Source organism: Metabacillus sp. Hm71 (assembly GCF_051842955.2).
Classification (GTDB): Bacteria; Bacillota; Bacilli; order Bacillales; family Bacillaceae; genus Metabacillus.
Map to the genome: position 1 here is coordinate 2,524,448 of NZ_CM200278.1, position 24,178 is coordinate 2,548,625.

The following is a 24,178-nucleotide window of genomic DNA, read 5'->3' on the forward strand; positions in this document are numbered from 1 at the left end:
GGAAAAATATGGCTACATACACGCCGATGATACAGCAATATTTAAAAATTAAGGCAGATTATCAAGATGCCTTTTTATTTTTTCGATTAGGTGATTTTTATGAAATGTTTTTTCAAGATGCAATACAAGCGTCACAAGAGCTTGAAATCACTTTAACCAGTCGTGATGGCGGCAGTGAGGAACGAATCCCAATGTGCGGGGTTCCTTATCATTCTGCTCCAACCTATATCGAACAACTTATCTCAAAAGGGTATAAGGTGGCAATTTGCGAGCAAACTGAGGATCCGAAGCAAGCAAAGGGTGTTGTAAGGCGTGAGGTTGTTCAACTTATTACACCAGGAACAGTTATGGATGGGAAAGGCATTCACGATAAAGAAAATAATTATATCGCTTCAATGACCGTTTTTGATTCACAAATCGGACTTGCATTAAGTGATTTAACGACAGGAGAAAACCTCGTAGCAATCTGTTCAAGCTTTGATGAGGTAGTAAATGAACTTTATTCAGTTGGGGCAAAAGAAGCGGTCATCGCAAATGATTTTCCAAATGAATGGAAAAAACAACTTATTGACCGTTGTCAGGCTACATTGTCATATGAAGAAGAACACTCAATTTCTGATGAGTTGCAAGTTATTATTGAACAATTACATGACGAACGTCTTACAAAAGCCTTTGGAAGATTAGTAAACTATCTCCAACGGACGCAAAAACGCAGTCTTGATCATCTGCAACCAGTAAAAGTGTATTACTTGCAAGACGCGATGAAAATTGATCTTTATTCAAAGCGGAATTTGGAGCTAACAGAAACAATTCGTTCGAAAGGCAGAAAAGGCTCTCTGCTATGGTTATTAGATGAAACGAAGACGGCAATGGGAGGAAGGTTGTTAAAGCAGTGGGTAGATAAACCGCTCGTTGATCGCCAAAAAATCGAAGCTCGTCTGGCTATGGTTGAGACATTTATCGTCAATTACTTTGAACGAGAGGATTTACGCAATCTTTTAAAAGAAGTTTACGACTTAGAAAGACTCGCGGGCAGAGTGGCATTCGGAAATGTAAATGCGAGGGATTTAATTCAATTAAAAAAATCACTGCAGCAAGTCCCGGCTATCGATGAGCTATGTCAATCGTTAAATAATGAGAATTACTTATCTGAGCGTCTTGATCCATGTGAAGATTTAACGAAGCTTTTAGAGAGAGCAATTGTTGAAAATCCGCCGCTCTCTGTAAAGGAAGGAAATATTATCAACAATGGATATCATGATGTTCTTGATCAATATCGTGATGCAAGTCGTAACGGGAAAACTTGGATTGCGCAACTTGAGCAGCAGGAACGTCAAAGAACGGGGATAAAGTCGTTAAAAATTGGCTACAATCGTGTGTTCGGCTATTATATTGAAGTGACAAGAGCGAACCTTCATTTATTACAGGAAGGGATGTATGAGCGGAAGCAAACATTAACAAATGCGGAAAGATTTATTACGCCTGAATTAAAGGAAAAAGAAACGCTCATCCTAGAAGCAGAAGAAAAGAGTGTTGAGCTTGAATATCAGCTGTTTGTCGATATAAGAGAACAAGTCAAACAATATATTCCTAGATTACAGAAGTTGGCGAAGCGACTTAGCGAGCTGGATGTCCTGCAATGCTTTGCAACAGTTAGCGAACACCGTCATTATTGTAAACCGCAGTTTTCTTTAACTGGTGAGCTTTTTATTAAAGATGGACGTCATCCTGTCGTTGAAAAAGTTATGGACTCACAAGAATATGTACCAAATGATTGTTATTTTAGTGATGAACGCAAAATGCTTCTAATTACAGGGCCAAATATGTCTGGTAAGAGCACCTATATGCGCCAGGTTGCCTTAACAGCGATATTAGCGCAAATTGGCTGCTATGTCCCTGCAACAGAAGCGGTGTTGCCAATTTTTGATCAAATTTTCACAAGAATTGGTGCAGCAGATGATTTGATTTCCGGTCAAAGTACCTTTATGGTGGAGATGCTTGAGGCAAAAAACGCAATTGCTCATGCAACATCACAAAGCTTAATCCTGTTTGATGAAATAGGAAGAGGAACTTCAACCTATGATGGTATGGCTTTAGCACAAGCAATCATCGAGCATATCCATGAGCAAATTGGCGCAAAAACATTATTTTCAACACATTATCATGAGTTAACCGTACTAGAGGAGCAATTAAACTCATTAAAAAATATCCATGTAAAGGCTATTGAAGAAAAAGGAAAAGTGGTATTTTTACACAAAATAGAAGAAGGTGCAGCAGATAAAAGTTACGGTATTCACGTTGCTGAGTTAGCAGATCTTCCAAAGTCATTAATAATGCGGGCAAAAGAAATCCTTTCTGAACTGGAATCAGGAAAAGCCAATAAGGAAACAAATTCAGTCGTCAAGGAAGAAGTCTTTATTGATTCACAGCTATCTTTATTTGCTGATGAACAACCTGCTCCTAAAAAAGGACAAGCGGTACCTAAAAAGGAACAAGCTGTAATTGATGGTTTAAAATCTATGAATCTACTAGAAATGACACCGCTTGATGCAATGAACGAACTATACAAACTTCAGAAGAAATTAAAATAACTTTATTCAAATGTGTTTACTATCCTTTATTATCTTGTAAAAGGCGGTGAGAGACTTGGGAAAGATAATTCGCCTAGATGATCAGCTATCAAATAAAATTGCTGCAGGTGAGGTTGTGGAACGCCCTGCATCTGTTGTAAAAGAGCTTCTAGAAAATGCGATTGATGCAAATAGCACGGTCGTTGAAATTGACATAGAGGAGGCCGGCTTAGGCAAAATACGTGTACTTGATAATGGTGACGGAATAGAGCAAGATGACTGCTTAAATGCGTTTCATCGTCATGCAACAAGTAAAATCAAGGATGAAAATGATCTGTTCCGCATCAGAACATTAGGATTTAGAGGTGAGGCACTGCCTAGTATCGCCTCTGTTTCAATGCTTGATATGAAAACCAGCACAGGAAAAGGCGCAGGGACAAACCTTGTTTTAACCGGTGGGAAAATAGAAAAGCACGAATCAACATCAAGTCGAAAAGGCACAGATATTACTGTAACGAATCTCTTTTTTAATACTCCTGCCCGCTTGAAATATATGAAAAGCGTTCATACTGAGCTAGGGAATATTACTGATATTGTCAATCGCATAGCCCTTGCACACCCAAATGTGTCGATCAGACTCGTTCATAATGGCAAAAAGCTATTACATACAAATGGGAATGGGGATGTTCGCCAAGTGCTTGCATCAATCTATGGGATAGGGATTGCTAAAAAAATGAAGAAACTCTCGCTGGAATCGTTAGACTTTGAAGTAGGCGGGTATGTCGCACTTCCAGAAATTACGAGGGCATCGCGAAATTATATCTCAACTATTATCAATGGACGTTTTATTAAAAATTACCCATTAGTAAAAGCAATTCAACATGGTTATCATACCTTGCTGCCGATCGGCCGCTTCCCGATCGTGTTTTTGGAAATAAAAATGGATCCCATTTTAGTTGATGTCAATGTTCATCCATCAAAGCTCGAGGTTAGAATTAGTAAGGAAACAGAATTAAATGAGCTTATAACAAATGGGATTCGGGATGTTTTTAGACAACAGCAGCTCATTCCATCAGTAGAAATTCCTAAAACACAAAGAGTGAAATCAATCGATGAACAGCAGCAATTTGCTTTTGATCATTCTTTTGATTCAAAGCCAAACGTACAACCAGTTGAAAATGCTAATTACCAACCGGCTATTAAAACGGAAGAACCTATAAAATCACCTTCCATACCGGAGCCTTCAACAATGGAATGGAAAGTAGCTGAAGCGATGAATCCATTTGAAGAGGTTGACCAAGTAGAAACATGTGGAGTACCAATTGATTCAGAGGAACAGGTTAATAACGAGGTAGAGGATGATGGTCTACAGGAAGAGCCGGTTTCTGTTACTGAACGTGTACCACCGTTATATCCTATAGGACAAATGCACGGAACGTATATTTTAGCGCAAAACGATCGTGGGCTTTATATTATTGATCAGCATGCGGCTCAAGAACGTATTAAATATGAATTTTACCGTGAAAAAGTAGGGGAGATTCAATCAGAGGTTCAAGAGCTGTTAGTACCTTTGACATTTGAGTATTCAAATGATGAGGCGATGATTATTGAGGAACACCTTGATATTCTTGCTAAAGTTGGTATTTTTCTTGAGCCTTTTGGCCGTAACAGCTATATCGTCAGATCGCATCCACAATGGTTTCCCAGGGGAGAAGAATCATCAACGATAGAAGAAATGATTCAACAAGTCCTCGATGAGAAAAAAGTCGATATAAAAAAGCTACGTGAAGAAGCTGCGATTATGATGAGTTGTAAAGCATCGATCAAGGCAAACCATCATTTGCGTAACGATGAAATCTTTGCCCTTCTTGAAAGCTTAAGGAAGACAACAGATCCTTTTACCTGTCCGCACGGTCGGCCGATCATCGTTCATTATTCAACATATGAAATGGAAAAAATGTTTAAACGGGTTATGTAAACTATTCAATTAATGATAAGAGACTGTTTTATCAAAAGGCTTATTCCTATTGATTAAACAGTCTCTTTCTTATGATTGCTGACTAAAATCATTCATTTGAACCAATTTTGAAATATTGAATACAATGGAAAAAAACGAAAGGGAGATCAATATGCTTATACTTCTGATTTATATGATCATTGGTGTTTTTTATTCTGTTTATAAAATCAATGAGTTAAAGCGTTATGAGATCGTCCTGACAAGTTTGTTCTGGCCACTGGATGTACTATTAAATTATATTAGGCTTGTTGATAAGGTAAAAAGAAATAATACCAGAATATAAGCCCTCAAGGAGAGGGCTTATTAATGTTAATATGCAATACATAAAATTAACAATAAATATGTTATGTAAACTTAAGGAGAACTTCGTTTTTTTCAAGATAGAGAAAGTCTCCTTACAGATACATACATGCTAAATGTTTACATTTAGATTAAAAAGGGAACAATATTCTGGTGTTCGTGATGTTCGCATGATAAGATGATGAACGTAGAATGTAGTCAGGTGTGAAAGAGTGATTATTATTGGAAAAAAGGAAGCTCGTCGTCATCATTGGTCCAACAGCAGTTGGTAAAACAAAATTAAGCATTGATTTAGCTCATCGGCTAAATGCGGAAATTATCAGTGGAGATTCAATGCAAATCTACAAGGGGATGGATATCGGTACAGCAAAAATAAAGGAAGAGGAAATGAATGGCATACGTCACCATTTACTTGATATTAAATATCCTGATGAAGATTATTCAGCAGCAGAATTTCAGGCAACTGTTCGACCTTTAATTGATGAAATAGCAAATCAGGGTAAAACACCAATGATTGTTGGTGGAACAGGCTTATACATACAATCTGTTTTATATGATTATCAGTTTACAGAAACACCATCAGATCCAGCTTTTAGGATGAAACTTGAATCAGAGCTCCAAGAAAAGGGAGAACTTGCTATTCATCAGATGCTTGAAAGGGTTGATCCTGAAGCAGCTCGTAAAATTCATCCAAACAATAGCAGAAGAGTGATTCGGGCTCTTGAAATTTACCACTGTACAAATAAAAAAATGTCTGACTATATCGGGAACCAAAAACAGGAGCTTCTCTATCATACAGCATTAATTGGGTTGACAATGGATCGAGAAGTATTGTATAACCGTATCAATAAAAGAGTTGATCTTATGGTTAAACAGGGGCTAGTAGAAGAGGTTAAGGGTCTTTATGATAAAGGAATCCGTGATACCCAAGCGATTCAAGCAATTGGTTATAAAGAGCTTTATGACTACTTTGATGGTAAAATATCATTTGATCAAGCAATTGATTCCTTAAAGCAAAACTCAAGACGATATGCGAAACGTCAGTTGACATGGTTTCGAAACAAGATGGATGTCGAGTGGTTTGATATGACTCCGCCAATTAAGTATGATGAAATGGAAAATGAAATTTTTACATATATAGCAGGAAAGCTTCAATTTTAATCGAATTAATTAAGGTATAGAGAAAAGAGGAGGACGAAACATGAAACAAACAATAAACATTCAAGATCAATGTCTAAACCAATTACGCAAGGACGGTGTATTTGTAACTGTATTTTTGCTTAATGGATTTCAATTAAGAGGTCTTGTCAAAGGCTTTGACAATTTTACAGTTCTTTTAGAAACAGAGGGGAAACAACAGCTTATTTATAAGCATGCTATTTCAACTTTTTCGCCGCAAAAAAATATCCAATTAGAACTTGAATAAACCAAAAACAGAGCTGATCAATAAAGATCAGCTCTGTTTTTGGTTTGAAAATATCTCCAATATAAAATATGTTCTCAAAAAACTTTTTTCAATTGTGGTAAATCACAAATAATTGAAATATAAATAAAGGAATGAATATTTCTTGGGAAAGCGCAGGAATCAACATTTTCTTTTGTTTTTCGTCAAATGTTATCGATTGTGAGGTGAACATCTTTGGAACAAGATAGAGCAGTCACTTATAAAACGAATGGACAGATTAATATCATCCTAAATAATCAAACAAAAGAAAAAGCGATTGACAAAGCCAGCTCATCTTCCTATGATTTGAAAATTCCAAAAGTTGAAAGCAAACATACGATTCTTAAAGAAATCGAGGACGAAATGGGTTCTCTTGTTGGTATGAATGAAATGAAACGAATGATAAAGGAAATATATGCGTGGATTTTTATCAATAAAAAGCGCGAAGAACAGGGATTAAAAGCAGGAAAACAAGCTCTCCACATGATGTTTAAAGGTAATCCAGGCACAGGAAAAACAACAGTAGCTCGTTTAATTGGAAAATTATTTTTTCAAATGAACGTTTTGTCAAAGGGGCACCTGATCGAGGCTGAAAGAGCAGATTTAGTAGGGGAATACATTGGTCATACTGCTCAAAAGACGCGTGATCTCATTAAAAAATCGCTTGGCGGAATTTTGTTTATCGATGAAGCATACTCACTCGCCAGAGGCGGTGAGAAGGATTTTGGAAAAGAAGCCATTGATACACTTGTTAAGACCAAGGTATTGTTTTTTATGTCAATTTCAATATTGATTTACCCCAACCAGAGTATATGAATGGAGAGCATCAATACGCTTTTGAGAAATATCTAGAAAGTTGGGATAAAATTAAGCATCTACATTTCAGTGAGTTAAAAACTATTGGGGTCATTTCAAAGGAGCTAGGTATTCCTGAATGGTGTATTGGTGAAATTTTTGAATTTAAAAAAGTGGATAAGTTATCCTTTAGAGAATTATGTAAATTGAGAAGGAGTAAAGATTTTAAATTTTTATATGATTTACATTTCAATCAAAAGATGAGTTTAAATGATATTTATCGATTACATGGATATTCACCTTTATATATAAAGAGGGTATTTGAGGATGAGGGATTGAAACATCTAGGATTTGTTAATCAACTTAAATAATACCTCCCTTCTACTTTAGCAAAGTAAAGGGTAGGGTGATGGGGGACTTAAATTATATTCCAAGTGGATAAACGTAGTTTAGACGCTTGACCAAGCATATAAGATGCTCTTGTACTTTGTCTTATATGTGCGGTAGGCTCTTGATATTGTAAAACCTTGGGGAAAGCTCAGTTTACAAAGAACGTAAACTTCACCTTGCATTTCCCCAAACCCCATTGCACATAGACTTGTTTAAATTTTAAGTTTGTCACTTTATAATGTTAATATATTATATTTATCTATAATAATTTAGTTTTTAAAGTGACAAACTTTTATGCGTTTGCTTTTACATACTTCAATTCATCTATGAAGTTAGGTTGTTTTATATTGATAAAATTGTTAATAAGTATACTGCCTTTATCTACAAAACTTTCATCACTTCTTAGTACATTATTTTTAGTATTCAACCCTAATGATATTTCTAAATTTGCTTTTTCATTTCTTCTCTTCCAATTAGCTAATAATTGATTCTGAACATCGTTATTCAAATTTAACATGCTCAGGCTTTTTATAATATCTTCTGAAGTAATATTATCAACTTTTTCAACTTCTTTGGAAATCTTATTCTTGTTTCTTATTATTTTATATGAGTCATAACGAAAAAGTATATTAGCTTTTTTTCGCAATATTTGATTAGTTTCCTTCATAAAGAGATCCCATTTATTCTTAACCACTAATTCTTGTTTGTTTTTACAGTTGAGTTGTTGCATTACCTCATCTTCAACTTCAAGTATTAATTCAATTTCTCTATCAGTCGCCATTCTATATTTTAAAATTTCTCTGGTTGTAGTTGATAGTTTTATATGTTCATTATCAAATTCATCATATGTAATATCAGTATCAACTGTAATATTTCCTAATTCGTTTTCACTAACGATTGATTTTGCAATACATACAGTTTTAACCTTTTGCCAATAGATTAATGACTTACTTTCTAGCCTATCTAACATGGATTCTATATTACTTTTTAGTGTTCGTTTGGATGTATTAAAAAATTCTTCAATTATGGATTCTTCTATATTTAAATAATTACTAACTTTTTTCTTGTGTCTGTTACCAAAAGAAAAGTTAGAATTAATCATTTTCATTTCTAAAAGTAATCGGTTAATGGTTAAAAATAATTCACCATCATCTTGCTTGCTAAGTATGTATAAGAGGGTGTCATCCATTTTATCAGCATGCTCAAGTGAATTATTACCACGACTTCTTAAATCTTCTTTTTCGGACGGAGCATCATATATCTCATTGATAATAAAATTGTATCCGTCTTTGCTATATTTAAAGTATCTTTCCCAGTCTTTTAATTGAAGCTGCTTTGATTTACCTGTTTTTGTATTCACTCCAAGAGATTCACAAATTGCCTTATAATTTTTAAATATTTGGCCTTCTTGTATATTTTCAATGTTCATTTTAATTCCTCCGATTGTCGATGTAAATAAAAAAAGAGAGCCACTAGGGACTCTCCGTTTCGATTGTTTATTTTGTTTTCATTTTGTTGTCGAATGTTAAACTATTCTTTTAATCGCCTGTCTTGTTTCTGTTAGATTTTTTATAAAGCTTTGTAAATTCTTATCTTTCTTATATTCTTTAAGATAGAAGTGTAATTCATCTGTATTTTCAAAATAATGACTTACACTATTCTGATCATTTTTCTCAATTCTAATGGGTTTAATTCCCTTCATTTTCAGATAGGCAATCACATTAACTGACATTAATCTGAATTCATTTTTCATTTTTATTTCCTCCAATTGTGAAAGAGATATAGTATTAAGTGTGATTAATTTATTTGTTATGATATCTTTAATTTTGCTTATAGAATCTAAATATGAAACTCTTAATAAAGGAATATCGTTTTCTACACAATAAGAATCTTTCTTTTCATCATGAATTTTCCTGTTTTTAAACTCTTCATTATCACAGAAGAAATCAATCTGCTCATGATGTTGCTTTCCATCATATTCAATTAATAAACTCAAATTGTTTTGATTATTAAATATTGCAAAATCGAAACGCAACTTGCCATTACCTAATCCTCTTAAATCGTCAAATGTGTACTCTGTTTCAAAATTAATACCAATATCATATAAAAATTTGTATATAGGTTTTGCTTCATTCGAAAGTGAGCAGTAGGGACAGGTGATAAACTCATCAGTATATCCATGACTCAATCTTAATCGCTTCATTGGTGAAGAATTAACTTTGAGATTACAATCGGGGCATTTCCACCAATATTTTTCTGAAGATCTTCTAGTTACTGAATCCAGAATCTTCATTCCATTCTCATCTATAAGCCATTGAGAAGCTAATAAAGGATTGGTTATATACAAAGGCTTTACAGAATGATTATTCCTACTTCCTGGACTTTTACCTCTATTCTCAATCTTAGGTAGTGGAGTATTATAGATTTCATTTATATTAAATTTATGGCCTATTTTCTCAAAGTTACAATAACGTGCAAGCTCTTTGAATTGAGCGTTTTTACTACTTTGACCATTTTTAATTTCGATTTCTAACACTTCACATAAATGCTTATAATTTTTAAATACTTGACCTTCACTAATATTTCTAATTTCATTTAATCCAATCTCCTCAAATCGTATTATCAAATCTTGTTAGTTTGTATGTATAATTTATTTTTGTAGTTTTCTTTCTCTCCATCTGTTTAAAGCATCAACAGTTCTTTCATCTCTTACAAATTTCCAATATACATCTTTCTTTTTGCCATATCCAGTTTCAATCACTTGACATCCATTTTGGATTAAAAAATTTGATTGAAAAATGTTGTATATGTATATTACGTCTTTGTTACTCATTAATAATCACCCCAAATTTATTTTGTAAAGAGAAGTAGGCATAAATAGCCTTATTTTCATTATATGTGATTAATTTACTTTTGTAAATACATAAATATAATTAATTTATCTTTAAAATAAAAAAGAGAAGCCAATAAATGACTTCTCAAATCTCAATAAAAACCATGTTTTATTTAATTTGTTTGTATTACTTTTTTTATCCAACAACATATTAAGCGTACGAACCAGGATCAACCGAGTTAAAAGTATCATATCCGATTCTGTGGTTTGCAAATAATACAATCACTTCATCACGAATGGATTGTGCATCGTATGCAACTTTTATTGTTGAATAGTTGTTACCTCCATCATTTACTCCTGCTTTAAGTGTTGCGTGATAATATCGTTGTAATCCATTGATGAGTTGACTTTCAAATCCATTGCCTGTGTTTACTGACATTTCAACATATCCGATAGTTGGATCTGTTGATAATTTATATCTGAAAACAAAATCAACCCATTTCCCTTTTACAAGAGGCATAGTCCATTGTGGGGTAGGGTAATTATCAACATCAGGGAAAATAGCAAAGTTATTATCAAAAATGCGAAGTGAATTAGGTGCACCGCCATTGAAAGGAGGCCCGTATATTTCATGTAGCATCACATCGTTGTCTGATCCATTAACTACTACAAAATCTTCTGGAACATAAACTCCAAATCCTACATAAAATTCATCCCCAGACGCAAGAATTGAATTTGTAGCAAGTTGTACCCTTGGATATAAAACCTCGTTGTCTATACTTCTTGTATGAAATTTTGCTACTTGTCTACTAGTTCCACGTACCGGATCTGATTGAATAAATACTCTTTCAGGAAGAATTGTATTAGGGTACATACTTGTTCCTCTGTATGCAAAAGATGATTCGAATTTTATTCCTCCACGAGGCCCGATTGCAGTACCAATTCGTAATGCAGTGAATTTAGAGATGGATGTTTGTATATCTAAATTCGCACCACTCGTTTGACGAACTCTCACAGTGTAATAATCGCCCACATTTGCTATATCTGTAACTACAACCTGAGATGTTACATTGGAAGATTGAGCAACTGCTGTGGTTGTTCGATCTAGAGCAGCTCCGTTTTTATATATCAAAACTTCCCTAATACCTGCATTTACTCCTGCCCAATTTATTGATGTTTCTAATCTGTAAATTCCTTCTTTTTTAATAGTCATTTTTGCTGAATCTGTTCCTGTATTCACATGCATTCCATCACTATCTATATCCTCAGTATTCCATAATACTTCTGTGTTTCCTCCGGCAGTTTGATCTGGAATCGTTTGAACTGAAGTACGTTTAGCAATACAGATAATTGGAGCTTCATTAGATGCAGCCGTAACCGCAAATCCACGTGCATCCTCTCTTGAGTCAACAATTCTTTGATCGACTCCGACTATCGCTTTCTTTAGTGTTCCTGTAGGTTGAACGCTAGTTAAAGAAGGAGTGGTGTAGTATTGAGCTGAGACAGCTTTCGTACCATCATTAAACATTTCAGTCAGTACTTGATACCCAATAGCACAATACTGAGGAAGTAATTTCACCCAAATATCGATTGTTGTCTCAGATGTCGTATATGAATACACAGTATAGACCTCAAAGCGATTTTCTGTAGGGGAAGATAATTCTACAACATTTATCCTTGGTGCTTCATTCAAGTTTAATTGTCTTATTTGAATACTAAATGTTCGAATAGATGAAGTAGCTTGAATTGCTTCCGTTTCAAACATCGCCAACATAGCAGAATAGTTTGTGGCAGCAGTGTTAATTTTGACAGTAGCTATTTTAGCCCATTGATTTGTACCCGAACCCGTAATGTTCGTTGATCTTACATTATAATTTTGTGGTTTGATTAACTTTCCTGTTGGTGTATAAGTAAATGTGTCATTGGTATACAAATCCAAATATCCACTTGATTCATCTGAAAGTAAATCCAACTCTACAAAACTTCCACCTAATTTATGCTTTACTACGAGAATGTAGTGCTCAGTTGTTTCTTCAATATACACTTCCAAGTATTTCATAAGTGGGGTATCAGTAGTGAATATTACATAAGGAACTCCTGATACTGTATAGTTTTTAACGTGTAGTAGGCAACTTCCGGCAGCGTTATTTTCAGCCGACATTAGTCTTACTCGGAATAGGTGACTGATTGTTGCACCTAGATTCTCACCGATAGTGTTGTTGCTTCCATATTTGTTTAATTTAAATAGTCGTGCGAATCCATTATCTCCTGATGAGAATCGATCTGTACTAGTTATCATACGTTATCACCTATCCATTTTTTCATAGTATCCAACGAGATTGTAAACTGGTAAGGGGAGTAGAGTGTCTCAGCATCCCAACCAAATATCATATCCACATGAGGAAAATCTTTTAATGCTTTAAAGGTTCCATTCCAATAACGAGCCATAATTTTTCCTTCATTAGTTGAACCTGGCATATCCCATTTTGCAGGATTCTCAAATGAAGCTATTTTATCTGGTATACCTGTTTCAGTAATAAATGTTAATTTATTTGGGTATTTCTTTTTTAAGTCTGCAAAAGTAGTTAATAATCTACTTCTTTTCCAAGCTGATATTACTTCATCATCTGTAGTAGTTAATCCTTTAGTTCCTATACGAGGATAACAATTGATGCCGTAAGCGTCTAAGTCATCCAAGACTTTACATTTGATGGATTCATTGATATCAAGGAAAGACATGGAAGCTTTAAATCCTTTAGATTTAACATCTGAAATAATACTTTGTAAAGCAGCCTTATGTGAATCACTTCCAGTTACTTCTGGAAACTCATTTGTAACGAAAAAATAAGGTGCCTTTCCTTGGTATTTGGTTGCTAATTGATTAACCAGAGTAGAATAATTTGTCATATATTGTGAGTCAAACGTGTATCCTGATGTATTACTCCCTGTTCCATGAACTTTAATTCCATAAATAGTAAAGCCTTTTCCAATTAATTTATTTACCGCATAATCCACCTTTGTTTCTGAATGAGTTAGAGTATTAAATCCATGTTGGACAATTCTTAAAACACCATTGGAATCTTTTCTTATATGGAAAACTAGTAGAATAGGTCTTGGTTTCACGAGAGCTAACTGGTTTATTTCGTTATCAATCGTTGCATTATCTGGACACCAAGATTCATTTCCAATGTTGTATTTACTTCCGAAATTACTTACTTTAGACATACTGTTTATTTCCGCCAATTCATCAAATACTGATTTACCATTTGATTTATTTTCAACAAATTGACTATCTATTTTATTTAACATTGAATCAACTCCTTAATTTAGGAATAAAAAAAAGAAACTCCACTGTGGAGAGGAGTCTCAAGGAAAAATATAAAATTCATCTGTATTAATATACAGGATCTAAACTTTTATGCACTGAATATACATTAATTATGAATAAATATACATAAAAATCTCAATAAAACTTGCATTTTAACTAAAGTGTATAAAATGTCTTTTCTTTATTCATACTAACCTTAATGCGAAATTCCTCCATCACACCATTGATTTTGCATCATGTAGAGGAGGGGAGAGGGGTAGTTCTCTCCCTGGATAATTATTTATTCTTTAATTTGTTAACTCCATTTTCAATTCCAGCGATAACTTCATCCCTAGAAACTTTAATTCCTTTGTCAGCTAAAATAGAAATAGCCTTATCTACAGCAAAGTCACGCTTTTCTTTTCCTGCTGCACCAGACAATTCTTTTTCTGCATATTCAACAGCAATGTCAGTAATGAGATTGATCATTCCCATTTCATCTTTCTTCTTCAATGTTTCAAAGTAATTTTTTACTTTGTTTAAAGCAAGTGAAGCTAGTGCTCCAATAATAACAACTAAAATTTGTACCAATGCTTCAGTTACAGAATTAAAGATTACGCTCATTTTGTATTCCTCCAATATGTATAATTTATTTTAAATTAAAATAAGCAGTTACTGCTGCAACAACAATTGCAGGGATAGCAACCCATAAGACATGCTTAAATAATTTCCCCAAATCGATTTTCTTTTCTTCTTCATTACTCTCTAGCTTTTCAACTCTTCCGCCAAGTTTAGAAACTTCAGATCCAAGATTCTTCATTTCTCCATTGAGGCCTTGAATATTATCTTTAACTTCTATTAGTGTTTGAGATAACTCTTTATTCGCTTTAGTTTGCTCTTTGTTTGTTTCCGTTTGTTCTTTGATACTATTAGTTAATACTTCCATCAATACTTCAAGCTTAGGGACATCTTTAGTCTTAACTAGAAGACTGTCTATTTGTTTTTCTTGTGCAATATTTTGCTCCTCTAATCTTGAGATACGCTGCACAATTTCTGAATTATCCATATTTACTCAACCCTACCTTGTATAATTTAGTTGTAAACACTATCAAACTATGGTAGAATTAATTTGTATCTACCATTGATACATAAAAAGACATCTCCTTTGGACTCGAACCCTGAAGATGTCTTTTATTTTTTAAAAATTAAAAAAGCCTCTGCAATTAAGCAGAAGCCTCGTAATTTATTTCTTTCTTCTTTTTTAAGCCGTATCTAATTTTCTTTCTTAGTGGTTCTTCATAATACCTATACATTATTGAACTCAGAACAAGTGAAACAATGAAGCAAATTAATCCTTTTAGGCTTTCGCTCATATTGAAAAATTCGTAATAGCGAATCACAAGTTGATGAATCATATAAAAAGAGAAACTAATTTCACCTAAATAGACAAGTGCTTTATTTGATAAAATTCTTGAAATAACTCCAGCTTGAAATGCAAATATATAGATAACAAGACACCAAACAGGTATAAACAACCCTCCACGCACTGCTCCAACATCTAAATTTGTTGAATAAAGCATTACACCAACAAGTGTAAGAATAGATATTGTTTCTAAGGTGTTATAAAGTGCTTTGTTTTTTCTTTTTTCTTCGTATTTAGAAACGAAAATTAAGCCTAGAATAACTCCCATTGCAAATTCAAATAACCTTGCCACTGGGAAGATATGCAGCATCCAAATTAAAAAAGTATCACTTTCATCTAATTTTAAGTTGAAATTAAAAAACACTGTCCAAATCAATAGTCCAATAACCAATGAACTTATAATATGCTTTTTTACATTAAGTTTTGTAAATGTCCAAATTAGGAAGGGACAGGTTAAATAGAATAATACTTCAACCGATAACGTCCATGAAACACCATTAAAATTAAAATATGTTCCTTGATTTGGAACGTAACTTTGCACAAGAAGTAGATTAATTCCTGACATTATGGCAAGTTTCAGCCAGTACAAACTTTCAGGGTGAAACCACATTAATGTCAATGGTGCGGAAATTAGAAAGGTTAATACATGAACTGGATAAATCTTTGCAAATCTAGCCCAATAGTATTTCTTTATTATATCCTTTTCTAAGTTTATAAATTTTGAATGATAAGTGTAGGCCATTATGAAGCCAGATAAAACGAAAAAGAATGAGACTCCTGCTGCACCAAGTTGTAAATTTTCTAAATAACCAACATGAAATATAAAAACAGATAATGCAGCAATAAACCTAAATGAAGTCAATGAATTTAACAATAATACTCCCCCTCAAATAAATATTCTTTATTAAGAACATACTGTTATTTTATAACTAACGACCATGTTGATTCAAGAAATTTATTAAAGAATAGAGTATTATTGTTAATTAATTTATTTGTTAATTCATTGCTACCCAATCTGTTACAGAAGTATTGCCGAACGCTTTATATAACTTCTTATTGGTTAAGTCAAAGTATTCTTGACCAACTTTTCTTGGAATGGAAGTAGGAGAGCCATAGCTACTCATTTCTGGATCATAACCAATAAACTTACTGTCAGGAGCAGGTAGGTTAATATTCGTAAATACATTGTTAGCTGAAATAAACTTGTTGATTTTATTTATACCTCCATGATACTGTAAGTTCAAAGTTCCACTTCCTGTATACTTAAACTCACATTCTTTAAATGTAGCGATTAATGTACCGTAGACACCGTTAATTAACTTTGAAAAAGAGGGATTCGATATTTCGATATTACAATTAATAAAATCTCCAGTTCCGTGACCTTTGTTAACTTCCTCAAATACAAGATGATCTATGGATTTTACCGTCAATTTGGAGTTGTGAACTGATAAAGACTGTACTTCATTATCAACGTTGATATTGCCGACTTTTAATCTAGTGTCAACCAGTTCACTATTGTAAATAGCAACATTTCTTGATTTGGGATTGAAAATATAACTTTCTATTTCTGAATTAATAAATTTACAATCCTTAAATTCATATTTTTCATTTTCAATCGAACCTTTAGGAGTCGAGACACTCAACGTTACATTAGTAAACTTACAATCTTTTGCCTCATATCCTTTAATTCCAATTTTTCTTCTATTTCCTTTAGCTTCAAATATGCAATTTTCTATTCTTCCAATAGTGAGATTTATTGAATCTGTTTTATAGTTAGATAGTTTGATTGTATTATCTTTAAATACATACCATTCTTCAGTAGGCATAGTTATAGTAGTATCAATGAATGTATTATTTATCATTTTTAAATCATATCCGATGCCGGTGTGGACAGTATTTACAGGAGAATTTACAACGGTGTTTTCTGAGAAAATAACATTTGCATTTTGAAGGTGAGCTGTCATTAGACCAAATGAATTTGTGCAATTGTAGATAAAATTACCTCTCACTTTTGCTGCTAAAAGGGAATAGAGATTAATTGCTATTCCTAAGTTATTATAGAAATAGTTATCGTAAACTTCTACGGAATAGCAACCTAAGAGAACTCCATGATTTGTATTGTAAATTGTGTTATTTCTAATTATACAATTATCTCCATAAGAATCTTCCTGATTAATTCCATATCGAGTAGGATCATTAAAAACAGGTTTGCCATCAATAAAATTCCAACCATTATCGTGTATAGAATTGTTTTGGATTATGTTGTAACTTCCACCTAATGTAATTCCACCCCGATGACCATTAAATACTTCGTTATGCTCAACTATATTATGATGAGGACTTAATCCCCATTTCAATACGATTGACATGTTCTTGTTAGTGTTTGTTTCTCCGTAGAACACTATTCTAAACCCAGTAGCTCCCACAGGAATCGTTAATGGAGTATATATTTTTCTGTTAGGAAGTGCTCTTATAAATACATTATTTTTATCATAATAGAATATACCAACTTCTCTACTATTAATAGCAGTTTGTCTGCCGTATCCAGCACCTGCAATAAGGAATGATGTATAATTTGGTTGTATTGGTATCATTTGAGATGTAACGGAATTTGTAGAAAGAGTTGGCTGTCCTGTTGATACATCAAGAGACTCAGCAGTTAATCCTAATGCAAATTCAGCATAGTCTTGGAATGAAGTGCTTGAAAAGGAAATGTTATCGCCCATGTAGTCTCTAACAGTACAATTTTTAACTGAACTATGATTTGTTCCCTTTGTAAAAACAATCCCATATGTATGTTCTTGTTTTCTTTCTTCTGATACATTTATAAAACTTCTGTCATCCCTACAACCAATTAAGGTTCCATTGATAACATGTGAACCACGAACTCCACTCAATACAATACTATTACCAATGAAATTGTAATAATCAGTTGTTGTACGTGTGTCAAAAGGGGACTTTCTATCAGAATCATAAATTACCTTCAATGTAGAACCATTTAAATTTAGAGTCATGTTATCTTGATTAATAAGTATTTCTCTTGGATAACATAAAGAATATTTACCTCTAGGCAAAACTACTTCAGTGTATCCATTCTCATAAGCATATTGAATTGCATTGTTTATTCCTTGAATATTGTTGTCTGCTTTGATGTAGTCTGTATCCTTGTATGGCTTTGGTGGTATCCCTTTGGCTATTCCCCATTTTTCCAATTCTACAACATAGGCTATAGAGTTATTATAAGTTTCAGTTTCGCCACCAGTATTATCTTCAGGAACACCTTGCTCTTCTTGCAACCATTCACCACCTATGAGTGTCGCATGATTACCATTTCCACTTTGATCCTCTACTGTTTGTGTAGACATATCATAATGAGCAATTACTTCACCATTATTTAAAATTTTAATATCGTATATTTTTCCTTCAGTGAAATAAGAGTTATTCCAATTTCTGAAGATATGTATAATTCCTGTCAACGAAGTTGAAAAAATTCTAACTGTTAATCTTTTATTTGGGTTTAGAAACTGTGACTTGCTTAATACTTCTTCTCCATTAACATACACAGAAACGATTCCAGGACTCCAGTAATCCTCTGTTGAGGATCTTCTTAACCATTGGTAATTATGATCGAACAAACTTTCTACCGCATTAGTTTTTCTGTCTTCTAACTCAATGTCAAAGATGTACTCATTAGCAGTGATAGAAGGGGTTTTCAAAGAACTATCCAATCCATTCATTTTTAAGTAATTTATCATTTTTACAGCCTCCATAATAATTTAATAATTTTCCAATGACAGAGGGGACAAATTATCTACTAACTAAGACTGACATAGAAGCTAGGAGACATCTCCTAAAAATCTTACTAATACTTTTTTTCAACAAAATATTGATGCTTATCTGATGAAAACTCTTTCCCATCTGGGAATTTCACAGTGACTTGAAAAGGGTGAACTCCAACATCTTCAGTGTCTGATTTAATGAGTGTAATTTCACATTTTCCATTCAATCCATCTGTAATAGTCGCAGTTTTCACCGTACGTTTTGCCTTATATCTAATTATGACATCTACAGTTGCACCACGTATATCTACAACTTCATCATCTTCCATTACTGTAAAACTGAATGTTATACCACTATCTCCTTGATAAATTACATATGACATAATCTCACCGCCTATATTTTTAGGTCGTATTTATTTTCAGTGTTAATTTCTAGATTGTATGAATTCCCAGTGTTTATTTGCAATACATATTCAATTAATTGACGGTAAATTTGAAAATCAGCAAGCAATTGTTGCATTGTATTATAATCTACTTCGCTAGATTTGTAGATTGTTTGTTTTAAATCATGTTCAACTGAATTTAATTTATTTATTATTTGTTTAACATCATATTTGGTTGAACTATTATTGAATATTTCATTGCGAACGTTGTAGTTGTCTAATCCAGTTTGATATATCGACTGTTTTGTATTAAACCCATTTGTGCTATTTAAGTAAATATTTTGCTTTAAGTTACTGTGTAATTGACTCACTTCGTAGACTAATTGCTTCAGACTAAATTCATTATTACTAGATTGAAATAAACTTTGCTTCATGTCATATTGAGATGTATTATTTGAATATAGAGTAAACTTTAAATCAAAATTAATGGAACCAATTAATCCACCGTCAAGTATTTGTTGGAGTGTATCATACATTAAACTGATAGTTTCAAAGATAATTTGTTTTGTGGCGTATGTAGTAGAGGACGAATTATATATTTCATTTTTAGTGTCAAAAATTTGAGACGATGTTTGATGTATATTTTGTTTAGAATCATAATTAAATAGACTAGTTGAATATATTACGTTGCGAATATCGAATAAAGAAGAACCAGTTGTACCAGTATCTCCACCAGTACCATCGTCTAACCACGTTCCACCGTACAAAGTTCCATGCCTTCCGTTCCCAGATTGATCTTGTACAGTTTGGGTGGCCATATCGTAATGGGCAAGAAGTGTAGTGCCATTATATACTTTGACATTGTATAATTTCCCTTGTACAAAAGTACCAGCACTACCAGAGTTTTGTGAAAATATAGTTAAGTCGTCAGTTCCGGCAGTGTTCTTAACGATACGTACTGTGCAACGCTGATCATTCGGTATCATTACTGTATTATTCGATTTTGAAACAGTATCTACATATACTGAATTAAAACCACTGAAACTATCTGTTCCATTTGTATTACTTTGCAGATAAGTAAACCCGATGCCTGTTCTAGCATCTACGTATAGTTTCGTTGAACTAGTTGACCTGATTACAGACATATCCAAAACAATTTCTGTAAAAGTCATGGAAGGCAGTTGCAATCTATCGTCTATACCGTCCATCTGAAGGTAATAAGCCATTTAATTACCTCCCATCAATTTTCTTCATAATCATCACACCGCATATTCTGTATAATTAACTGTTAACTTAATGTCAGTTTTATTTTGAGTTGAACCAACAGAAGGAGTAGTAATTTTAACCCAAAATGGTTTTCCTACATTTGAATCTGATATATTAGCCATTGAAAGTGCTGCTCCTGCTGCTAAGTAGGTACCAGCTACACCTGCATTGTCAGGAGCTAATGCAACCCATGTAGATTCATCTGTAGAAACTGAATCTGTTGGATCGATGGTAATAGACTCATAACGCTTAGCAGAATTATCGTTAAATAACCAAACACGAGCTTCAACAGTAGAGCCTCCAATGGGATGTTGAGTTGTTAGTGGATTTGTTCCATCAGTGGAAATAATATCTGTAAGTCCTGAGTTTTTAGATAATTTTAATGCCATTATAATTTCCTCCAATTTGATTATTTTTTTAAAAATTAAAGAGTAGAGAATCTAATCTCCACTCTAAATGAAACGTTAGTTTTATATTAAATTTACTTCTTAACGATTTCGTAATACCATCCACGCTCATCTAACCAAGCCTTATATTCCTCCAATGCCTTTCCTTTCAGTCCACCACTTAAGGCACGAGGGTTTTCACCGTCAGTTCTAAATTGAATCTCAGCCCACCAACCTTTATCTTTGAAATACTTAGAAATGATTTCAACATTTGCTGGAATTAGACCACCTGTTAAAATTTGAACTGATTCTTCTTTCTTAGGAGATGGGGTAGGGGAGACAGGTTTCACAACTGGCTTAGGTGCTGTAACCGTTTCAAGAACTTGCATTGTAGCATTTCCTGCTAATCCATCAACAGAAAGTTTATATTTAGCCTGGAAAGCACGAACTGCTTTATCTGTTGCATTACCAAAGATACCATCAATAGCGCCAACTTCGAATCCTGCTTTTTCAAGCAATGTTTGAAGTTCTTTAACCGCAGCACCCTTGTCACCTTTTTCAAGATAACCTTTTGTAACGGAAGGGGTAGGTTTAACAGGTGTATTAGTTCCTTTAAGTTTATTTAGCTCTGCTTGGATTTCAGCAATAACCTCATTCCAACGACCTTCTGCACGTACACGATGAGGACAATTTTTCCCGCTCCAAAAATTGTGCTGCTTAACTCTATCAGTACCCCAACCACGTTCATGTAATAATTGTGCTATAAATTTATGTGCTAATGCTTCAGCTTTCTTAAATCTTTCTCCACCTGATCTAGAGTAGCAAACTTCAACGCCAATCGACTTACGATTTCCTTTTCCTTTTCCACCGTCTCCACAATGCCAAGCAATACGGTTAGTTGGAACGGCTTGGATAACCTCTTTGTCATCAACTGCAAAGTGATAGGATACTGAATTGTTATTACTATTCATATATTTAACTTCGTTCTCAGCAGAGGCATCATTCGCTGTGTTATGATAAGTTATATACTCTGCATCCATAGAATAGGGGCACTTGATACTATACTTACTTGAAGAGACAAGGTTTTGTTTAACTTCAATAGTCATTCTAAATTCCTCCTATTATTTGTGAAATTTTGTAAATAAAAAAATAGAGACCGAAATTTATCAGTCTCCTAAAATACCATGTTATAAATATACAGTTTTGATACGTTTATGCATTAAATATACATGATACTCGTATAAATATGCATAAATTTCCCAATAAAATTTGAATTTTAACTAGATTCCTAAATTGATTAAGAAACAAAGTTATTGCTAATAACCTTGTTTGTAAGAGTAGTGTTATCTGTAACCGTATTTGAAGTATTAGCATAGAAGCTGTTTCCTTCTATCCTTACACGTTCACCTAATGTAGAACCCAGATTAGCAGGATTTCCGCAAGCCGTAAATTCACAATCTCTAATTGTAAGTCCCGTGAATGCTCCTGCTGTTACAACTCCATTCGATGCGTTTTTAATCGTGGATTTTAATATTTTAAATCCATTTCCTGAATGTGTTGCATATATTCCTCTTTGCAAAGTTAGCCCACTTGATAAGTTTACTTCCTCAATAATAATGTCATCAAGAGTTCCTAATGTATAGATATATCGGTTAGCTGTTGTATTTGTAGAAATAATATCAATACTAACTTTTTTAATTCTACCTGCTTTTTGCGTTCCTGATAATTGCAAAATATCAATCGCTGAAACTTGATTTCTAGAAATCAATGCGCCTATCTCATAATTGCTACTTGTAGAAATTTCAAAGTGTCCTATACAGTCATCAGACACAATTCTACCGATTTTAAAGTTTTCACCCAGTATTCTACCGAAAGCACCACTTCTTGAATTTTTAATTTTGATGAAATCAATTGCAACATCTTTTATATGTTCAATTAAGAAAGGGTACTCGGTAGTAAATGTAGTAGGAACTTCAACATTATGTTTATCGATTATTAGAGATCCCAATTTTAAACCATCGCCAGACGTATTAGTTGTCACTAGTACATTCCCATAATTATCGTACCCTTCAATGACATCAATAGTTGTATTGAACGTTTCCTGTGTAAGAACTACTCCTAAATTACTTTTCTCAACATAGACACGACCTAAACTGTTTCTTCTGTTATATAATTCATCTTGTAATAAGGGGTTAACTGAGTAAGGGGATGCTGCTTCTGAGATTGTATTAGGAACAATCTGCAAACTTTGAATAGGGGCATTCACAATATGTGTAACGCCTAAATCACTTTCCCATGCGGATTTCATTACAAGTCCAGAAAAGTAAGGTCTGTTAATATTAACTTTACCTGTTTTTTGCCCTCTACAACCTTTGAAAAATAAACCATAAAAGTTTGAATCACTACTATTTAAAACCTCTACACTTGGCTTGTAGCAGAAGTCAAATACAACTTGAGCATATTTTGCAGTTACATTGCCTACCTTTGGATAATTACAGTTTAGAAACTGAATACCTGTTTCAAAATAACCGTTTACCTCTGCATTATGACATTGGTCAAAACAAACCACTCCAATTTTTCCCGTTTCATAAATCGTTTGACCGACATAAAGGTTATCAAAAGATGTACTTGAGATGATGCCATTAACATCAACTGTAATTGTATTACCTGATTTAGTTAGAATTTTCCCAACGTGTGCAATGTTTTTGTAATAGTTATTTTTAAAACTGGTGACATTATCACCGACAGTAAATTCCGTTGCATTTGTTAGTGTGATAGATTTGGTAGCACTGTCTAATGCCGTAATCGTTGTTGAGGGGATATAGTTACCAAAGAAGTTGCCTTCAACTTTTATATTTGGACAATTGAAAGTTAGTTTTTTGTAAGGAGATACTTTAATTTTACCAATGCATGTTACTTTTAAATTGGAGATACCGGTAATTGTAATATCTTGATCTATTAATACCGTCACTCCTCTAGGGATTAAAATATGCGTTCCGGTTGGCAAGCCAGAAAGAGCGTTTAAGAAGTTTTGAGCATCGCTTGTTACTCCATTACCAACAACGCCAAGCGATTTAATGTCTATTGCTATATCATTTACTGTATTTTTTGTCGCCTTTTCAGCCAACTGAGTAGTATGATCATTTACTTTCTGAACAAATGCTTGATCAATCATATGCTCAGAAATTCTCTTTAAACTCACTTAGTTTTTTCCTCCTTTACGTGGAAAAATAGAAAAACATAAAAATATGACGTTCGAAAACCCTTGATATTACTGAGTTTCTA

General features: G+C 33.5%; 19 protein-coding genes and 1 pseudogene. 6 read left to right on the forward strand and 14 right to left on the reverse strand.

Features of this window, described 5'->3' with window-relative positions; genetic code table 11:
* Positions 1-8 precede the first annotated feature (8 nt).
* The 6 genes and pseudogenes from mutS (at position 9) to ACSVDH_RS11940 (ending at position 7,497) form a co-directional block, all read left to right on the forward strand.
* Positions 9-2,591, forward strand: coding sequence for a DNA mismatch repair protein MutS (gene mutS, locus ACSVDH_RS11915; RefSeq protein ID WP_439249540.1), 2,583 nt, complete (start codon positions 9-11; stop codon positions 2,589-2,591).
* Between the two features lie 55 nt (positions 2,592-2,646).
* On the forward strand, positions 2,647-4,548 hold the full coding sequence (mutL, locus tag ACSVDH_RS11920) for a DNA mismatch repair endonuclease MutL (protein WP_439249541.1): 1,902 nt from the start codon (positions 2,647-2,649) through the stop codon (positions 4,546-4,548).
* A 561-nt stretch (positions 4,549-5,109) separates the two neighbouring features.
* Positions 5,110-6,048, forward strand: a complete 939-nt coding sequence (miaA, locus tag ACSVDH_RS11925; protein ID WP_439249542.1) for a tRNA (adenosine(37)-N6)-dimethylallyltransferase MiaA — start codon at positions 5,110-5,112, stop codon at positions 6,046-6,048.
* Between the two features lie 40 nt (positions 6,049-6,088).
* Positions 6,089-6,313, forward strand: a complete 225-nt coding sequence (gene hfq, locus ACSVDH_RS11930; protein WP_299092216.1) for an RNA chaperone Hfq — start codon at positions 6,089-6,091, stop codon at positions 6,311-6,313.
* Between the two features lie 213 nt (positions 6,314-6,526).
* A pseudogene (locus ACSVDH_RS11935) lies at positions 6,527-7,087 on the forward strand (AAA family ATPase); the annotation flags it as partial.
* A 56-nt stretch (positions 7,088-7,143) separates the two neighbouring features.
* Entirely contained in the window at positions 7,144-7,497 is a 354-nt protein-coding gene (locus ACSVDH_RS11940) for an AraC family transcriptional regulator (RefSeq protein ID WP_439249543.1), read from the forward strand.
* Between the two features lie 311 nt (positions 7,498-7,808).
* On the opposite strand, the gene ACSVDH_RS11945 is transcribed toward ACSVDH_RS11940, so the two are convergent.
* The 14 genes from ACSVDH_RS11945 to ACSVDH_RS12010 all read right to left on the reverse strand — a co-directional run bounded on the left by ACSVDH_RS11945 (position 7,809) and on the right by ACSVDH_RS12010 (position 24,095).
* Positions 7,809-8,945 carry a hypothetical protein gene (locus ACSVDH_RS11945; RefSeq protein WP_439249544.1) on the reverse strand — a complete coding sequence of 379 codons (1,137 nt, stop codon included), beginning with the start codon at positions 8,943-8,945 and terminating at the stop codon, positions 7,809-7,811.
* A gap of 96 nt (positions 8,946-9,041) precedes the next feature.
* A complete protein-coding gene (locus tag ACSVDH_RS11950; protein WP_439249545.1) occupies positions 9,042-10,052 on the reverse strand; it encodes a DUF5659 domain-containing protein in 1,011 nt (336 codons plus the stop codon).
* 114 nt (positions 10,053-10,166) lie between these two features.
* On the reverse strand, positions 10,167-10,349 hold the full coding sequence (locus ACSVDH_RS11955) for a hypothetical protein (protein WP_439249546.1): 183 nt from the start codon (positions 10,347-10,349) through the stop codon (positions 10,167-10,169).
* 211 nt (positions 10,350-10,560) lie between these two features.
* Positions 10,561-12,408, reverse strand: coding sequence for a heparin lyase I family protein (locus ACSVDH_RS11960; protein WP_439249547.1), 1,848 nt, complete (start codon positions 12,406-12,408; stop codon positions 10,561-10,563).
* 236 nt (positions 12,409-12,644) lie between these two features.
* Positions 12,645-13,658, reverse strand: a complete 1,014-nt coding sequence (locus tag ACSVDH_RS11965; RefSeq protein ID WP_439249548.1) for a glycoside hydrolase family 113 protein — start codon at positions 13,656-13,658, stop codon at positions 12,645-12,647.
* A gap of 295 nt (positions 13,659-13,953) precedes the next feature.
* Positions 13,954-14,280 (reverse strand): phage holin, LLH family, encoded by a 327-nt coding sequence (locus tag ACSVDH_RS11970; protein ID WP_439249549.1) that lies wholly within the window; start codon positions 14,278-14,280, stop codon positions 13,954-13,956.
* Between the two features lie 25 nt (positions 14,281-14,305).
* On the reverse strand, positions 14,306-14,722 hold the full coding sequence (locus ACSVDH_RS11975; protein ID WP_439249550.1) for a hypothetical protein: 417 nt from the start codon (positions 14,720-14,722) through the stop codon (positions 14,306-14,308).
* Between the two features lie 157 nt (positions 14,723-14,879).
* A complete protein-coding gene (locus ACSVDH_RS11980; protein ID WP_439249551.1) occupies positions 14,880-15,953 on the reverse strand; it encodes an acyltransferase family protein in 1,074 nt (357 codons plus the stop codon).
* 121 nt (positions 15,954-16,074) lie between these two features.
* Positions 16,075-18,834 carry a right-handed parallel beta-helix repeat-containing protein gene (locus ACSVDH_RS11985; protein WP_439249552.1) on the reverse strand — a complete coding sequence of 920 codons (2,760 nt, stop codon included), beginning with the start codon at positions 18,832-18,834 and terminating at the stop codon, positions 16,075-16,077.
* Between the two features lie 107 nt (positions 18,835-18,941).
* Positions 18,942-19,241: a hypothetical protein gene (locus ACSVDH_RS11990; RefSeq protein WP_439249553.1), complete on the reverse strand. Its 300-nt coding sequence runs from the start codon at positions 19,239-19,241 to the stop codon at positions 18,942-18,944.
* A gap of 11 nt (positions 19,242-19,252) precedes the next feature.
* The gene (locus ACSVDH_RS11995; protein ID WP_439249554.1) at positions 19,253-20,467 is read right to left on the reverse strand and encodes a hypothetical protein; all 1,215 of its coding nucleotides are present in this window, start codon (positions 20,465-20,467) and stop codon (positions 19,253-19,255) included.
* 33 nt (positions 20,468-20,500) lie between these two features.
* Positions 20,501-20,896, reverse strand: a complete 396-nt coding sequence (locus ACSVDH_RS12000) for a hypothetical protein (protein ID WP_439249555.1) — start codon at positions 20,894-20,896, stop codon at positions 20,501-20,503.
* A gap of 92 nt (positions 20,897-20,988) precedes the next feature.
* A complete protein-coding gene (locus ACSVDH_RS12005) occupies positions 20,989-21,999 on the reverse strand; it encodes a peptidoglycan recognition protein family protein (RefSeq protein ID WP_439249556.1) in 1,011 nt (336 codons plus the stop codon).
* A gap of 191 nt (positions 22,000-22,190) precedes the next feature.
* Positions 22,191-24,095 (reverse strand): hypothetical protein, encoded by a 1,905-nt coding sequence (locus ACSVDH_RS12010; protein WP_439249557.1) that lies wholly within the window; start codon positions 24,093-24,095, stop codon positions 22,191-22,193.
* Positions 24,096-24,178: the final 83 nt, after the last annotated feature.

Coding starts and splice junctions, on each gene's coding strand:
- mutS (WP_439249540.1), top strand. CDS start 9: ATGGCTACATACACGCCGATGATACAGCAATATTTAAAAATTAAGGCA.
- hfq (WP_299092216.1), top strand. CDS start 6,089: ATGAAACAAACAATAAACATTCAAGATCAATGTCTAAACCAATTACGC.
- ACSVDH_RS11940 (WP_439249543.1), top strand. CDS start 7,144: ATGAATGGAGAGCATCAATACGCTTTTGAGAAATATCTAGAAAGTTGG.
- ACSVDH_RS11945 (WP_439249544.1), bottom strand. CDS start 8,945: ATGAACATTGAAAATATACAAGAAGGCCAAATATTTAAAAATTATAAG.
- ACSVDH_RS11955 (WP_439249546.1), bottom strand. CDS start 10,349: ATGAGTAACAAAGACGTAATATACATATACAACATTTTTCAATCAAAT.
- ACSVDH_RS11960 (WP_439249547.1), bottom strand. CDS start 12,408: ATGAAATACTTGGAAGTGTATATTGAAGAAACAACTGAGCACTACATT.
- ACSVDH_RS11965 (WP_439249548.1), bottom strand. CDS start 13,658: ATGTTAAATAAAATAGATAGTCAATTTGTTGAAAATAAATCAAATGGT.
- ACSVDH_RS11970 (WP_439249549.1), bottom strand. CDS start 14,280: ATGAGCGTAATCTTTAATTCTGTAACTGAAGCATTGGTACAAATTTTA.
- ACSVDH_RS11975 (WP_439249550.1), bottom strand. CDS start 14,722: ATGGATAATTCAGAAATTGTGCAGCGTATCTCAAGATTAGAGGAGCAA.
- ACSVDH_RS11985 (WP_439249552.1), bottom strand. CDS start 18,834: ATGATAAATTACTTAAAAATGAATGGATTGGATAGTTCTTTGAAAACC.
- ACSVDH_RS11990 (WP_439249553.1), bottom strand. CDS start 19,241: ATGTCATATGTAATTTATCAAGGAGATAGTGGTATAACATTCAGTTTT.
- ACSVDH_RS11995 (WP_439249554.1), bottom strand. CDS start 20,467: ATGGCTTATTACCTTCAGATGGACGGTATAGACGATAGATTGCAACTG.
- ACSVDH_RS12000 (WP_439249555.1), bottom strand. CDS start 20,896: ATGGCATTAAAATTATCTAAAAACTCAGGACTTACAGATATTATTTCC.
- ACSVDH_RS12005 (WP_439249556.1), bottom strand. CDS start 21,999: ATGACTATTGAAGTTAAACAAAACCTTGTCTCTTCAAGTAAGTATAGT.